The following is a 14,580-nucleotide window of genomic DNA, read 5'->3' as shown; positions in this document are numbered from 1 at the left end:
TAAGAAGGTTATGATCGTCGAAGACAACGAGCTCAACATGAAGCTGTTCCGCGACCTGATCGAGGCGAGCGGCTACCAGACGGTCCGGACCCGCAACGGGCTCGAGGCGCTGGACCTGGCGCGCAGCCACCGGCCCGACCTGATCCTGATGGATATCCAGCTGCCGGAAGTGTCGGGGCTGGAAGTGACCAAATGGCTCAAGCAGGACGACGATCTGCACACGATCCCGGTGATCGCGGTGACGGCCTTCGCCATGAAGGGCGACGAGGAGCGTATCCGGCAGGGCGGGTGCGAGGCCTATATCTCCAAGCCCATCTCCGTGCCGCGCTTCATCGAGACGATCCGCTCCTATCTCGGCGATTCCTGAGCCGCATCGATCAGACAACAGCCCAACAAAAAAGCCGCCCGAGGGCGGCTTTGCTGTTTGTAGGTCCAAGCTCTTACTTGATCTTGGTTTCCTTGAATTCGACGTGCTTCTTCGCGATCGGGTCGTACTTGCGGAACGACATCTTGTCGGTCTTGGTGCGGCTGTTCTTGCTCGTCACATAGAAGAAGCCGGTGTCGGCGGTCGAAAGAAGCTTGATCTTGATATTGGCTGCTTTTGCCATCGTCGCGGTCCACTAATCTGATGGTTGATGTGCCGCGGCCGGATCGGAACAGCTCGGATCGGCTGCACGGAGACGCGACGTTCGGCGGCGACATAGACCGGGGAGTCGCCAAAAGTCAAGCATTCGCAACGGCTAGACTGCGTTTCGCGTGTTGCCGCTCGCCTCGGGATGGGTCTCGATCTCATCCTTGTGCTCGCCGAAGCCGTGCATGCGCAGCGCCCATTGCAGGCCGACGGTCGCGCCCTTGATGGGACGAAGGAGAGCGAGCGACATGACGATGGTGATCGGCACCCAGATGGCGAGGTGCTGCCAGGCCGAAAGGTTGGTCGTCGCCTCGAAGCCCATGAACAGGCCGACGACCACGTGGCCGACCACGAACATGGTGAGATAGGCGGGCAGATCGTCGGCGCGATGGTGCTCGATCACCTCGCCGCAATGCTCGCAGGCCGGCACCGTCTTGACGAAGGAAGCGAAGAGCTTGCCCTCGCCGCAATTCGGGCAGCGCGAACAGGCGCCGCGCCACATGGCGAGCGGCAAGGAGCGGGCGGGGCTGACTTCGATGGTTTCCCCATAGGCGGTATCGGTCATCTGCTAACTCCTGCGGCGTTTCCCCACGGAGGCGCGTTGGCGGGCCTTGCCGCGGACTGCCTTGTGGAAACTGCGCTGGCCGGGCGAAAGTTGCTTCGCATCGCTTTCGATCTCGAAACGCATGGCGCCTGCGACCGGTGCGACCTCCACCAGCTTGACCGTCACGGGGTCGGCAAGCTGGTAGCCCTGGCCGGTGCGCTGCCCGACAAGTGCGCGCGCGGCCTCGTCGAAGATATAGTAATCGTCGCCCAGCGTTGAAATGGGCACGAAGCCATCCGCGCCATATTGCGGCAGGGAAACGAACAGGCCGGACTTGGTGACGCCCGACACGCGGCCCTCGAAGGTCTCGTTGAGGCGGCCGGCGAGGTAGCCGGCCACGAGGCGATCCACCGTGTCGCGCTCGGCCGCCATGGCGCGGCGCTCGCTGGCGGAAATCAGCGTCGAGACCTCTTCGAGCCGGCTTTCGTCGCCGGGGCGCATGCCGTCATGGCCGAGCGACAGCGCCGTGATCAGCGCGCGGTGGACGATCAGGTCGGCATAGCGGCGGATCGGCGAGGTGAAATGCGCGTAGCGTTTCAGGTTGAGGCCGAAATGGCCGATATTGGCCGGCGCATACTCGGCCTGGCTCTGGGAGCGCAACACGACTTCGTTGGTGAGCTGCTCGGTGGAAGCGCCACGCACGCGTTCGAGGATGGAATTGAACTGCGCCGGGCGCAATGCGGGTCCACGCGCCAGCGACATGCCGATGGTCTGCAGATATTCGCGCAAGGATTCCTGCTTGGCGAGCGAGGGCGCGTCGTGGATGCGGTAGATGAGCGCCTGCTTCCTGGCTTCCAGCGTTTCGGCGGCCGCGACGTTGGCCTGGATCATCATCTCCTCGATGAGGCGATGGGCTTCGAGGCGGTCGGGCACGATTACGCGATCCACGGTGCCATCGGGCTTCAGGAGAATCTTGCGTTCGGGCAGGTCAAGGTCGAGCGGCTGGCGCGTATCGCGGCCGCGCGCCATGGCGCGGTAGGCATCCCAGAGAGGGTGCAGGATGGTCTCGAGGATCGGAGCGGTCGTCTCGTCCGTCTGGCCGTCGATGGCCGCCTGCGCCTGCGCATAGGCGAGCCTGGCATGCGAGCGCATCATGATGCGGTGGAAGGTGTGGCGGAGCTTTCGGCCATCCGCCGTGAAGAACATGCGGACGGCAAGGGCCGGGCGGTCTTCCAGGGGGCGAAGCGAGCAGAGGTCGTTCGAGATGCGCTCGGGCAGCATCGGCACGACGCGGTCGGGGAAATAGACGGAATTGCCGCGCCGCAGCGCTTCGCGGTCGAGCGGGGTGCCGGGGCGGACATAGGCGGCGACATCGGCGATGGCGACCGTGACGATGTGGCCGCCGGGATTGGCTTCATCCGGGTCGGGCTCGGCATGGACGGCGTCGTCGTGGTCCTTGGCGTCGGCCGGATCGATGGTGACGAGGGGAAGCGTGCGCCAGTCCTCGCGGTTGGCGAGGCTTGCGGGTCTGGCTTCGTTGGCCTCGTCCAAGACCTCCTGCGGGAAGCGGTAGGGGATGCCGTGCTCGTGCAGCGCGATGAGCGAGACGGCCTTTTCGTTGGCGAGCGAGCCGACAACGGCGGTGACGCGGGCACGGGGCAGGCCATAGCCGGAGCTGCGAAGGGATTCGGCCTCGACCAGATCGCCGGCGACAGCGCCGCCGAGGTCTTCGGCGTCGATCGCCATTTCGCTCTGGCGCTTCTGGGTCGGATCGAGGCGGAAGGAGCCGTCTGCGGTCTGGCGCAGGATGCCGAGAAGGGCGGCTTCGCGCTTGGCGAGAACCTTCATGACGCGCGCGGTCCAGACCGGTGCGCCATCTTCCTCGCGGCCACGGAAGATCTTGGCGAGAACGCGGTCGCCGACACCAGCCGTGGGCGTCTTCGCGCCGCGCTCGCCGCGTGGCGGGGCGATGGAAACGACGGCGTCCGATGCTTCGTTGCCATCCTGTCGGGCGAGGAGGTGGCCGTGAGCGTCGCGGCCGAAGATGACGAGCGTGCCGACGGGCGGCAGTTCGCCGGGGCGACTCAGGCGCTTGCGGCGCTTGGTGATGGCACCGTCATCTTCCAGCCCGCGGAGCTGGTCCTTCAGCCAGGTGCGGTCGGAGCCCTTGATGTTGAAGGCTTTCGCGATCTCGCGCTTGCCCGCCTGCTCCGGGTTTTCCGAGATGAAGCGGAGGATTTCCTCGCGCGAGGGCAGGAATTGCGAGGGGCTTTCCGCCCGCTCGCTCTTGGTGGGTTTCTTGCGGCCCGAGATGCTGCGCGCCAATCTATCCTGCCTTCGCCGCCTTCTTGGCTGCGGGTTTCTTTGCGGGGGCCTTTTTGGCCGCCGTGGTCTTGGTGGTCTTTGAGGCCGATTTGGCCGGCGCCTTGCGGGCCGACTTCGGGGCCTTTTCGGCCCGTTCGGCGAGAAGCGCGAGCGCTTCCTCGATTGTCACCGAAGCCGGGTCCTTGCCCTTGGGCAGGGTAGCGTTGATCTTGCCGTGGTTGACGTATGGGCCGAAACGGCCCTCGCGCACGGTGATGGAACCGCCATCCGGGTGTTCGAAGGTTTGCAGGGCCGCAGGCGTCGAGCCGCGCCCGCGTCCGCCCTTTTCCTTTTTCTCGGCGATCACGGTGACGGCGCGGTTGAGGCCGACCGTCAGCACATCCTCGATGGTTTCGAGATTGGCATAGGCACCGTCGTGAAGCAGGAAGGGGCCGTAGCGGCCCAAGCCCGCCGAGATCATCTTGCCCGACTCGGGGTGCAGGCCGACATCGCGCGGGAGGCTCAGGAGCTGCATGGCGCGGTCGAAGTCGATGCTTGCGGGCGCCCAGGTCTTGGGGAGACTGGAGCGCTTGGCTTCCTTGCCTTCGCCGCGCTGAACGTAGGGACCGAAGCGGCCGGCGCGCAGGGTGACTTCCTCGCCCGTGGTGGGATCGGTGCCGAGCGCCTTGTTGCCGTCGCCCTCAGCGCCGCCTTCCGCAGACTGCTCGCCGGTGTCGCCGAGCTGACGCGTGAAGCCGCATTCTGGGTAGTTCGAGCAGCCCACGAACGCGCCGTAGCGGCCGAGCTTGAGCGAAAGCTGGCCGGTGCCGCATTTGGGGCAGGAGCGCGGGTCGGAGCCGTCCTCGCGAGCCGGGAAAAGGAGCGGCGCGAGGTCGTCGTTGAGCGCATCGAGAACGTCGGTGACGCGCAGTTCCTTGATGTCGCCGATGGCGGCGGAAAAGTCCTTCCAGAAATCCTGAAGAACGGCCTTCCACGAGAGGCGACCGTCGGAGATCTCGTCGAGCTTCTCTTCGAGGGCGGCGGTGAAGTCGTATTCGACATAGCGCTCGAAGAAGCTTTCGAGAAACGCCGTGACGATGCGGCCCTTGGATTGCGGGATCAGGCGGCGCTTGTCGATGGTGACGTATTCGCGGTCTTCCAGCGTCTTGAGCGTGGCGGCGTAGGTCGAAGGACGGCCGATGCCGAGCTCTTCCATGCGCTTGATGAGCGAGGCTTCCGAGTAGCGCGGGGGCGGTTCGGTGGAGTGCTGGGTGGCTTCGATGCCGTCGCGCTTGAGCGGCTCGCCGACGCGGATTTCGGGCAGGCGACGATTCTCTTCGTCTTCCGAATCCTCGTCGCGCTGGTCGGTGTAGGCGGCGATGAAGCCGTCGAAACGGATGACCGAGCCGACTGCACGCAGGCTTGCTGTGCGCGAACCGTTGCGGGCGTCGATCTCGACGGTGGTGCGCTCGATCTCGGCGGGCTGCATCTGGCTCGCGACGGCGCGCTTCCAGATCAGCTCGTAGAGGCGGGCCTGATCGCCTTCGAGATATTTGCGGACGGAGGCCGGCGTACGGGCGAAGTCGGTCGGGCGGATGGCCTCGTGGGCCTCCTGCGCGTTCTTGGCCTTGGTGGAATAGAAACGCGGCTTTTCGGGCAGGTAGTTCTTGCCGAATTCCGAGCCGATCACGCGGCGCGCATTGTCGAGCGCTTCGGGCGCCATCTGCACGCCGTCGGTACGCATATAGGTGATGAGACCGGCGGTCTCGCCGCCGATATCGACGCCTTCGTAGAGGCGCTGGGCGACCTGCATGGTGCGGCTGGCAGAGAAGCCGAGGCGCGACGAGGCGGCCTGCTGCAGCGTGGAGGTGGTGAAGGGCGGGGCCGGGTTGCGCTTGGTGGGCTTGGCTTCGACCGAGGTTGCCGAGAAGGTGGCGCCTTCGAGCATGCTCTTGATGTCGAGGGCCTGCGTCTCGTTGGCGATGTCGAGCTTCTGCAGCTTCTTGCCTTCGAAGGCGGTCAGGCGGGCGATGAAGCCTTCCTGGCGCGGCGTCGCGAGGTGGGCGGCGATCTGCCAGTATTCCTCGCGAACGAAGCGTTCGATCTCGGCTTCGCGGTCGCAGACGAGGCGAAGGGCGACGGACTGCACGCGGCCGGCGGAACGCGCGCCCGGCAGCTTGCGCCACAGAACGGGGGAAAGGTTGAAGCCGACGAGGTAGTCGAGCGCGCGGCGGGCCAGATAGGCATCGACCAGCGGCGCGTCGATCTCGCGCGGATTGGCCATGGCGTCGAGCACGGACTGCTTGGTGATGGCGTTGAACACCACGCGCTTGACCGGCTTGTCCTTGATGGCGCGCTTCTGGCGCAGCACTTCGAGAACGTGCCAGGAAATCGCCTCGCCCTCGCGATCCGGATCGGTCGCGAGAATCAGGCCATCGGCTTCCTTCACCGCCTTGGCGATGTCGGCAAGGCGCTTGGAGGAGGGGCCATCGACCTCCCAGGACATGGCGAAATCCTCGTCCGGACGCACGGAGCCGTCCTTGGGCGGCAGGTCGCGCACATGGCCGAAAGAGGCCAGCACCTTGTAGTTGCGGCCAAGATATTTGTTGATCGTTTTCGCCTTTGCAGGCGACTCGACGACGACGACGTCCATCAGAACCTGTGTGTTTTCGGGAGAGGGCCGAAGAGCGGCCATTGATATTCGCTGCCCGTCAAATGGCCGCGCGGCGCCTCGGGGTCAAGTGCGTTCGGTCGTCGCCGCCTTTTGACAAGGTGGTGAGACCGTCATTTGGTGATTGCCAAGACTGCAATAATAGGTTGTATATCTTGCTCGATATACAACTCATACTTGGGGCTGCCGCAGTGGTTCGCCTCGAGAATTACTTGCGAATGCTGAGGACCATGAGTCAAGCGAGCCATAGTTCAGCAAGCCATGTCGTGCGCCGGCCCTTCCCGCGCAGGAGGACGGAACAGCTCGATTACATTCAGGCCATGCTCGGGCAGTTGCGTACCATGGCGAAGGCCGAGCGCTGCGACATGCTCGCCTATCTGATCGAGATGTCATATGTCGAAGCGAGCGACATCATCCGCGGCGAGCGGCCTTTAACGCTCGCTTCAACGCTCGATGGCGACCAGAGATACCCCACCGTTTGAGTGACGCTCGAGCCGGCCGGCGAGGTCGAGCTCGAGAAGGGCGCCGCGAATCTGTGCCGCGTTGAGGCCGGTATGGGCGACGAGTTCGTCGATGCTGGTGGGGACAGGACTCAGGGCGCTTTGAACCGCGAGGTTGACTGATCCATCTTCGGGAGCGAGCGGCGGGAGCGTGATCGCTTCAGTGAAGAAGGAGCGTTGGGCGGTCTCACTGTTCGGTGTGGTGGGGATCGGGGCGCGAGTGATCTGGGTGCCGAGCTGGTCGAGGATGTCGGCGACCTCGGTGACGAGAACTGCGCCGTCCTTCAAAAGCTTGTTGGTGCCGGCGGCGCGTGGATCGAGCGGGGAGCCCGGGACGGCGAAGACGAGGCGGCCGAGCTCGTTGGCGAGGCGCGCCGAGATGAGCGAGCCGGAGCTCATGGCGGCTTCCACCACGAGCAGGCCGAGCGAGAGGCCGGCGACGATGCGGTTGCGGCGGGGGAAATCCTGCGCGCGCGGTTCCCAGCCCCACGGCATTTCGGAGATGACGGCGCCGCCTTTCGCGGCGATCTCGCGCATCAGGGGGATGTTCTCGGACGGATAGGGGCGATCGAGGCCGCCCGCGAGGACTGCGACCGTGCCGGTTTCCAGCGCGCCCTGATGGGCGGCGGCATCGATGCCGCGGGCGAGGCCGGACACGACCACCATGCCGGCGCGGCCGAGTTCGGTGGCGAGCTGGCGGGCCATGCGCGTGCCGGCGGCAGAGGCGTTGCGGGCACCGACGATGGCAACGGCGGGCCGGGCGGGCGACGCGGTGTCGCCGAGGACCGAAAGGACAGGCGGCGGGGTGTCGGTCTGGCGCAGATGCGCCGGGTAGGCGGGGTCGCGGAGAGTGAGGATCTGTGCGCCGGCCTTGGTGGCTGTGGCGATTTCGCGTTCGGCGTCATTGCGAGACGGAATGCGCAGCGGGTTGCGCGCCTGTTTCGCGAGGTCGGGCAGGGCTTCGATGGCTTGGGATGCCGTGCCGTAGCGCGCGAGAAGCTCGTGGAAGGTGACGGGGCCGATGCGCGGCGTGCGGATCAGGCGCAGCCAGTCGAGGCGCTCGGTGTCCTCCACCGCTCAGCCCTTCGAGCCGATGCGCGATTCGGTGCCGGCCAGCAGACGCTTGATGTTGGCGTGGTGCTTGCTGAAGACGATGAGGCTCATCACCGCGAGCAGCACAGTGACCATCGGCAGGCTGAAATAGAGCGCTGCGAGCGGGGCTGCGACGACGCCGAGAAGGGCGGCGAGCGACGAGTAGCGGAAGGCGAAGGCGGCGGCGAGCCAGACGACAGCGAAAGCCAGCGCCGCCTGCCAGCAGATGGCCAGAAGAAGGCCGAGATAGGTCGCGACGCCCTTGCCGCCCTTGAAGCCGAGCCAGACGGGGAAGAGGTGGCCGAGAAACGCGCCGAAGCCTGCGGCGAGGCCCGCCTCGAGGCCGAAGAAGTGGTGGGCGACAAGCACCGCGACGGTGCCCTTGAAGGCATCGAGCAAAAGCGTGGCGACGGCGAGCTTCTTGTTGCCGGTGCGCAGAACGTTTGTGGCGCCGATATTGCCTGAGCCGATCTTGCGCACATCGCCCATGCCGGCGAGCCGCGTGAGCACGAGGCCGAAGGGGATGGAGCCGAGCAGGTAGCCGAAGACGAAGGCGGCGAGGAGAAGGCCGTATCCCTGGCTCATCGGTAACTCTCCGCCTGGAAGACCGTTCGGCCTGCGACCATGGTTTGCAGAACGCGCCCCTGCATGCGTGCGCCTTCGAAGCAGGTGTTCTTGGACCGCGAGAGAAGGGCTTCCTCGCGCACGATCCACGGCTCGTCGAGGTCGATCAGAGCAAGGTTGGCGACTGCGGTGGGGCGCAGGGTGCCGCCTTCGAGGCCGAAGCGCCTGGCGGGCGCGGTGGACAGCGCATCGACCAGGCGAAGCAGGGGCACCTCGCCGCTATGGTAGAGACGCAGGGCGGCGGCGAGAAGCGTTTCGAGGCCGATGGCGCCGGCTTCGGCGTCGGCAAAGGGCAGGCGCTTGGTGTCGACATCCTGCGGATCGTGGGATGAAACAAGAATGTCGATCGTGCCGTCTCGCAAGGCCTCGATCATGGCCTGGCGGTCTTCCTCCGCGCGCAATGGCGGGTCGAGCTTAAAGAAGGTACGATACTCGCCGACATCGTTCTCGTTCAACGACAGGTTGGCGATGGCCGCACCGGCGGTGACATCCGCGCCGTCCTGCTTGGCGCGGCGGATGGCATCAGCCGAGAGCGCGGTGGACAGCTTGGCGGCGTGGTATTTCGCGCCGGTGAGCCGGGCGAGTGACAGGTCGCGTTCGAGCGGCAGAAGCTCGGCCTCGCGCGGAATACCGGGCAAGCCGAGCCATGTGCCGTAGAGGCCTTCGTTCATCACGCCATCGGCGGCAAGATCGGCATCGGTGGTCTGGTGCGCGACGACGGCATCGAAGTCCCGCGCGTAGGTGAGCGCGCGGCGCATCACGAGCGATGAGCGGATGCTGTGGCGGCCTTCCGCGAAGGCGACGGCACCGGCCTGTTTGAGAAGGCCGAACTCGGTCAGCTCGCGGCCTTCGAGGCCCTTGGTGACCGAGGCCGCCGGGTGGATGTTGATTTCGGCCGAGGCGCGGGCGGTGCGCAAGACGAACTCGACGAGCGCCACATCATCGATGACGGGGTTGGTGTCGGGCATCATCACGAGGGAGGTGACGCCGCCAGCCGCCGCAGCCTTGCCGGCCGAGGCGATGGTTTCGCGGTGCTCGCCGCCGGGCTCGCCGATGAAGACCCAGGAATCGATCAGGCCGGGAACGAGCAGCTTGTTGGCGCAGTCGATTCGCGTTGCCCCTTCGGGCGCGCCCTGGTTGAGCGCGTCGGCACCGGAGGCGGTGATCTTGCCATCGACAACGAGAACCGAGCCGGTTTCATCCAGCCCGCGCAAGGGATCGACGATCCGGGCGCGTTCGAAAAGGCTCGCGCTCATGCGGCAATCTCGTCGTTGCGGCGCGGATCGAGAAGCGCCTGCATCACGGCCATGCGGACGGCGACGCCCATCTCGACCTGTTCCTGAATGACGCTTTGCGGGCCGTCAGCGACCGCCGACGAGATCTCGACGCCACGGTTCATGGGGCCGGGATGCATCACGAGGCAGTCGTCCTTGGCGGCTTTCAGCTTTTCCTTGTCGAGGCCGAAATAGCGGAAATATTCGCGGCTCGACGGCACGAAGCTGCCGGCCATGCGCTCGCGCTGGAGGCGGAGCATCATGACGACATCGGCGTCGCGCAGGCCCTCCGCCATGGAATTGGTGACCTCGACGCCCATCTCGCGGATCCCGGCGGGCAGGAGCGTCGATGGCGCGACGATGCGCAGCCGCGCGCCCATGGCGCCGAGCAGGATGAGGTTCGAGCGTGCGACGCGCGAGTGGAGGACATCGCCGCATATGGCGACGGTGAGGCGGGCGAGGCGGCCCTTGGCTCTCTTTATGGTGAGCGCATCGAGAAGGGCCTGGGTCGGGTGCTCATGCGCGCCATCGCCCGCGTTGACGACGGAGCAGCCCACCTTCTGCGACAAAAGCGCTGCCGCACCCGCCGAATGGTGGCGGATGACGAGGATGTCGGGCCGCATGGCGTTGAGCGTAATCGCGGTATCGATCAGCGTTTCGCCCTTCTTCACCGAGGAGGACGCGACGCTCATATTCATGACATCGGCGCCGAGGCGTTTCCCCGCGAGCTCGAACGAGGCCTGCGTGCGGGTGGAGGCTTCATAGAAGAGGTTGATCTGCGTGCGGCCGCGCAGGGCGCTGCTCTTCTTGTCCTGCTGGCGCGAGAGCGACACGGCATCGTCGGCGCGGGCGAGAAGGATCTCGATGTCGGCGGGCGACAGGCCTCTTATGCCGAGAAGGTGTCGGTGGGGGTAGAGGGGGAAGTCGTGTGCAGCAGTCATCCTGAAGCGCAGCTATTGGCAAAGTGCGGGGTGAAGCGCAATCGCGAGGAACAGGGGAAACGGGTTTTCCACGCCTCAGCGCTCACCGTTTGTCTTCCTTCATGGTGACCAGCGAGACTTCCCCTTCCAGCGCGCCCTGATAGGCCGAGGCGAAGGGCTCGTCGTCGGGGGCGTCGTCGAGCTGGCCGATCTGGTCCAGCTCGGCCGAGGCGTAGCCCTTCTCACGCAGCGCCTCGAGGGCGCGGCGGACGGCGGTATCGTCGTCGGGTGCCAGCAGCATCAGATGCATGGTGACGGGGGAATCGCCCACGCGGCGCACGACTCGGCCGGTGATGATGGTCACCGGAGGCTGTTCGTTGTCGTTGTCTTCCATCATCGCGATACTCTGCATATATCAGTGGCAAGCAACTCTATGACCTCTGTGCGCCTTGGCGCGCAAGAAAATGATGTGCTCCGCTCCGCTTGGCACTGGAAGCCAAGAAATCCAGCTTTTCCGCGCGGAAATGGTTGACGAGGCGGGGAAAACCCCATATGTGCCGCCCTGTCTGAACCGATGTGAGACTCGATTGTCGGAAGCGACGCGCTTCTGAAGGTGGCCTCAAACACGGTTCGTTTTGCGACTGTGAAACTATTTCCGGCGTGCACGAGGCGGTCGAACGTCTCCTCTGCTTTTTGTTCGGGCGAAGACCGCAAGGTGCGGTTTTGGGCCCGGATCGTCGTTTGTCACATCCGCACGACGTGTCGCGAAGAGGGCTTCCGATGCAGGCAACGGATTGAACCAAAGGAAGTTGAATGCCTACCGTCAATCAGCTGATCCGCAAGCCGCGTACCGCGCCAGTGAAGCGCAACAAGGTGCCGGCGATGCAGCAGAACCCGCAGAAGCGCGGCGTCTGCACGCGTGTCTACACGACCACGCCGAAGAAGCCGAACTCGGCTCTGCGCAAGGTCGCGAAGGTTCGCCTGACCAACGGCTTCGAAGTGATCGGCTACATCCCCGGCGAAGGCCATAACCTTCAGGAGCACTCCGTGGTCATGATCCGCGGCGGCCGCGTGAAGGACCTGCCGGGCGTGCGCTATCACATCATCCGCGGCGTGCTCGACACGCAGGGCGTGAAGAACCGCAAGCAGCGTCGTTCGAAGTACGGCGCGAAGCGTCCGAAGTAAGGAAGTCCGGTTTGGCATTCATCATGCCGAGCCGCTTGTGAGAGACGAGAACCCATGTCACGACGCCACAGTGCAGAGAAGCGCGAGATCAACCCGGACCCGAAGTTCGGCGATCTCGTTGTCACCAAGTTCATGAATGCCGTTATGTATGACGGCAAGAAGTCGGTTGCCGAGACGATCGTCTATGGGGCGCTCGACCAGGTGCAGTCCCGCACGAAGCAGGAGCCGATCGGCGTGTTCCATCAGGCGCTCGACAATGTCGCGCCGCACGTCGAAGTGCGTTCGCGCCGCGTCGGTGGTGCGACCTATCAGGTGCCGGTCGATGTCCGTCCGGAGCGCCGTCAGGCTCTCGCGATCCGCTGGCTGATCACGGCGGCGCGCAACCGCAACGAAACCACCATGGTCGACCGTCTTTCGGGCGAACTGATGGATGCCGCCAACAACCGTGGCACCGCCGTCAAGAAGCGCGAAGACACGCATAAGATGGCCGAAGCCAACCGCGCCTTCGCCCATTACCGCTGGTAATCGGCGTCACACGAGAGACGAGGCACCATCATGGCCCGCGAATATAAGATCGAAGACTACCGTAACTTCGGCATCATGGCCCACATCGATGCCGGCAAGACGACCACGACCGAGCGCGTGCTCTACTACACGGGCAAGTCGCACAAGATCGGCGAAGTTCATGATGGCGCCGCCACCATGGACTGGATGGAGCAGGAGCAGGAGCGCGGCATCACGATCACGTCGGCCGCGACCACGACCTTCTGGAAAGGCCGTGACGAGAAGCTGCGTCGCTTCAACATCATCGACACCCCCGGCCACGTCGACTTCACCATCGAAGTCGAGCGTTCGTTGCGTGTGCTCGACGGCGCCATCGCGCTGCTCGACGCCAATGCCGGTGTGGAGCCGCAGACCGAGACCGTGTGGCGTCAGGCTGACAAGTACAACGTCCCGCGCATGATCTTCTGCAACAAGATGGACAAGATCGGCGCCGATTTCTACCGCTCGGTGGAGATGATCGGCTCGCGTCTCGGCGCGCAGGCTGTCGTGATGCAGCTTCCCATCGGTGCCGAGAGCGAGTTCAAGGGCGTTGTCGATCTGATCGAGATGAACGCGCTGGTCTGGCGCGATGAGTCGCTCGGCGCTGCCTGGGACGTCGTGGAAATCCCGGCCGACCTCAAGGATCGCGCCGAAGAGTATCGCGAGAAGCTCGTGGAAGCCGCCGTCGAAATGGACGACGACGCGATGAGCGCCTATCTCGAAGGCAATGTGCCATCGAACGACGAGATCCGCGCGCTGATCCGTAAGGGTACGATCGCGGTCAAGTTCTTCCCGATGTTCTGCGGCTCGGCCTTCAAGAACAAGGGCGTTCAGCCGCTGCTCGACGCCGTGGTGGATTTCCTGCCCTCGCCGATCGACGTTCCCGCCATCAAGGGCGTGGATGCGAAGACCGAAGCGGAGATCGAGCGTCACGCCGATGACAGCGAGCCGCTTTCCATGCTCGCCTTCAAGATCATGAACGACCCGTTCGTGGGCTCGCTCACCTTTTGCCGCATCTATTCGGGCAAGCTCACCAAGGGCACCTCGCTCGACAACACGGTGAAGGGCAAGAAGGAGCGCATCGGCCGCATGCTGCAGATGCACTCCAACAGCCGCGAAGACATCGAAGAGGCTTTCGCCGGCGACATCGTCGCGCTGGCCGGTCTCAAGGACACGACCACCGGCGACACGCTCTGCGATCCGCTGAAGCCCGTCATCCTGGAGCGCATGGAGTTCCCGGATCCGGTCATCCAGATCGCGATCGAGCCGAAGACCAAGGGCGACCAGGAAAAGATGGGCCTCGCGCTCAACCGTCTGGCCGCCGAGGATCCGTCCTTCCGCGTGAAGACCGACGAAGAGTCCGGTCAGACCATCATCGCCGGCATGGGCGAGCTTCACCTCGACATCATCGTCGACCGCATGCGTCGCGAGTTCAAGGTCGAGGCCAATGTGGGTGCGCCGCAGGTTGCGTATCGTGAGACGATCACGCGTCCGGCGGAAATCGACTACACGCACAAGAAGCAGACCGGCGGCACGGGCCAGTTCGCTCGCGTGAAGCTCATCTTCGAGCCGAACCCGGAAAGCGAAGAGTTCGTGTTCGAGTCCAAGATCGTCGGCGGCGCGGTGCCGAAGGAGTACATTCCGGGCGTCCAGAAGGGCATCGCGAGCGTTCTGTCTTCCGGTCCGTTGGCTGGCTTCCCGATGCTCGGTGTGAAAGCCACGCTGATCGACGGCGCCTACCATGACGTGGACTCGTCGGTTCTCGCCTTCGAAATCGCCTCCCGCGCTGCCTTCCGTGAAGGTGCGCAGAAGGCCGGCGCCCAGCTGCTCGAGCCGATCATGAAGGTCGAGGTCGTGACGCCTGAGGATTATGTGGGTTCGGTGATCGGTGACCTGAACGGTCGTCGCGGCCAGATCCAGGGCCAGGAATCGCGCGGCGTGGCCGTGGTCATCAACGCGATGGTCCCGCTCGCCAATATGTTCAAGTATGTCGATAACCTGCGTTCGATGTCTCAGGGCCGCGCCCAGTACTCGATGCAGTTCGACCACTACGAGCCTGTGCCGAACGCGGTCGCCCAGGAAATCCAGAAGAAATACGCCTAACGCCGACATCGCTGTCGGCACACACAGACTCTAGGCCCGCAAGGGCACACTGATTGGAGATTTGCTATGGCAAAGGGTAAATTCGAGCGGACGAAGCCGCATGTGAACATTGGCACGATTGGCCATGTTGACCATGGCAAGACGTCGTTGACGGCTGCGATCACGAAGTATTTCGGTGAGTTCAAGGCG

Annotated in this window: 15 protein-coding genes; 6 read left to right on the top strand and 9 right to left on the bottom strand. The window is 64.7% G+C overall.

Annotation, left to right across the window (positions count from 1 at the left end; genetic code table 11):
• Nucleotides 1-10 precede the first annotated feature (10 nt).
• Nucleotides 11-367, top strand: coding sequence for a response regulator (locus tag NGM99_RS19515; protein WP_289852587.1), 357 nt, complete (start codon nt 11-13; stop codon nt 365-367).
• 73 nt (nt 368-440) lie between these two features.
• Here the strand turns inward: NGM99_RS19515 and rpmG are convergent, their stop codons facing one another.
• The 4 genes from rpmG to topA form a co-directional block, all read right to left on the bottom strand.
• Nucleotides 441-608 (bottom strand): 50S ribosomal protein L33, encoded by a 168-nt coding sequence (rpmG, locus tag NGM99_RS19510; RefSeq protein ID WP_252822079.1) that lies wholly within the window; start codon nt 606-608, stop codon nt 441-443.
• Nucleotides 609-740: 132 nt separating this feature from the next.
• Entirely contained in the window at nt 741-1,196 is a 456-nt protein-coding gene (locus NGM99_RS19505; RefSeq protein WP_252822076.1) for a DUF983 domain-containing protein, read from the bottom strand.
• 3 nt (nt 1,197-1,199) lie between these two features.
• The gene (gene rnr, locus NGM99_RS19500) at nt 1,200-3,500 is read right to left on the bottom strand and encodes a ribonuclease R (protein ID WP_435371460.1); all 2,301 of its coding nucleotides are present in this window, start codon (nt 3,498-3,500) and stop codon (nt 1,200-1,202) included.
• A gap of 1 nt (nt 3,501) precedes the next feature.
• The gene (topA, locus tag NGM99_RS19495; RefSeq protein WP_252822411.1) at nt 3,502-6,132 is read right to left on the bottom strand and encodes a type I DNA topoisomerase; all 2,631 of its coding nucleotides are present in this window, start codon (nt 6,130-6,132) and stop codon (nt 3,502-3,504) included.
• A gap of 248 nt (nt 6,133-6,380) precedes the next feature.
• On the opposite strand from topA, the gene NGM99_RS19490 reads away from it, so the two are divergent.
• Nucleotides 6,381-6,632 (top strand): hypothetical protein, encoded by a 252-nt coding sequence (locus NGM99_RS19490; RefSeq protein ID WP_252822074.1) that lies wholly within the window; start codon nt 6,381-6,383, stop codon nt 6,630-6,632.
• Here NGM99_RS19490 and dprA read toward each other — a convergent pair.
• The 5 genes from dprA to NGM99_RS19465 form a co-directional block, all read right to left on the bottom strand.
• Nucleotides 6,594-7,724, bottom strand: a complete 1,131-nt coding sequence (gene dprA, locus NGM99_RS19485) for a DNA-processing protein DprA (RefSeq protein ID WP_252822072.1) — start codon at nt 7,722-7,724, stop codon at nt 6,594-6,596. The genes NGM99_RS19490 and dprA overlap by 39 nt on opposite strands.
• Before the next feature lie 3 nt (nt 7,725-7,727).
• Nucleotides 7,728-8,327 carry a glycerol-3-phosphate 1-O-acyltransferase PlsY gene (plsY, locus tag NGM99_RS19480; protein WP_252822070.1) on the bottom strand — a complete coding sequence of 200 codons (600 nt, stop codon included), beginning with the start codon at nt 8,325-8,327 and terminating at the stop codon, nt 7,728-7,730.
• A complete protein-coding gene (locus NGM99_RS19475; protein ID WP_252822068.1) occupies nt 8,324-9,622 on the bottom strand; it encodes a dihydroorotase in 1,299 nt (432 codons plus the stop codon). The genes plsY and NGM99_RS19475 overlap by 4 nt, the downstream gene beginning before the upstream one ends.
• Nucleotides 9,619-10,581 (bottom strand): aspartate carbamoyltransferase catalytic subunit, encoded by a 963-nt coding sequence (locus NGM99_RS19470; RefSeq protein ID WP_252822066.1) that lies wholly within the window; start codon nt 10,579-10,581, stop codon nt 9,619-9,621. The genes NGM99_RS19475 and NGM99_RS19470 overlap by 4 nt, the downstream gene beginning before the upstream one ends.
• Before the next feature lie 82 nt (nt 10,582-10,663).
• A complete protein-coding gene (locus tag NGM99_RS19465) occupies nt 10,664-10,957 on the bottom strand; it encodes a transcriptional regulator (protein WP_252822064.1) in 294 nt (97 codons plus the stop codon).
• Between the two features lie 416 nt (nt 10,958-11,373).
• Here NGM99_RS19465 and rpsL point away from each other — a divergent pair, with 416 nt between their 5' ends.
• The 4 genes from rpsL to NGM99_RS19445 all read left to right on the top strand — a co-directional run.
• Entirely contained in the window at nt 11,374-11,745 is a 372-nt protein-coding gene (rpsL, locus tag NGM99_RS19460; protein ID WP_252822062.1) for a 30S ribosomal protein S12, read from the top strand.
• Nucleotides 11,746-11,799: 54 nt separating this feature from the next.
• Complete coding sequence (gene rpsG / locus NGM99_RS19455) at nt 11,800-12,270, top strand: 30S ribosomal protein S7 (protein WP_252822060.1); 471 nt, start codon at nt 11,800-11,802, stop codon at nt 12,268-12,270.
• Between the two features lie 30 nt (nt 12,271-12,300).
• On the top strand, nt 12,301-14,391 hold the full coding sequence (gene fusA, locus NGM99_RS19450; protein WP_252822058.1) for an elongation factor G: 2,091 nt from the start codon (nt 12,301-12,303) through the stop codon (nt 14,389-14,391).
• Nucleotides 14,392-14,457: 66 nt separating this feature from the next.
• The coding region (locus NGM99_RS19445; RefSeq protein WP_252815864.1) for a GTP-binding protein at nt 14,458-14,580 on the top strand (123 nt) is incomplete at its 3' end.

The organism is Mesorhizobium liriopis (assembly GCF_024053505.1).
Classification (GTDB): domain Bacteria; phylum Pseudomonadota; class Alphaproteobacteria; order Rhizobiales; family Rhizobiaceae; genus Mesorhizobium_B; species Mesorhizobium_B liriopis.
The sequence above is the reverse complement of the archived record's forward strand: the minus strand, read 5'-3'. Positions and strand labels throughout refer to the sequence as shown.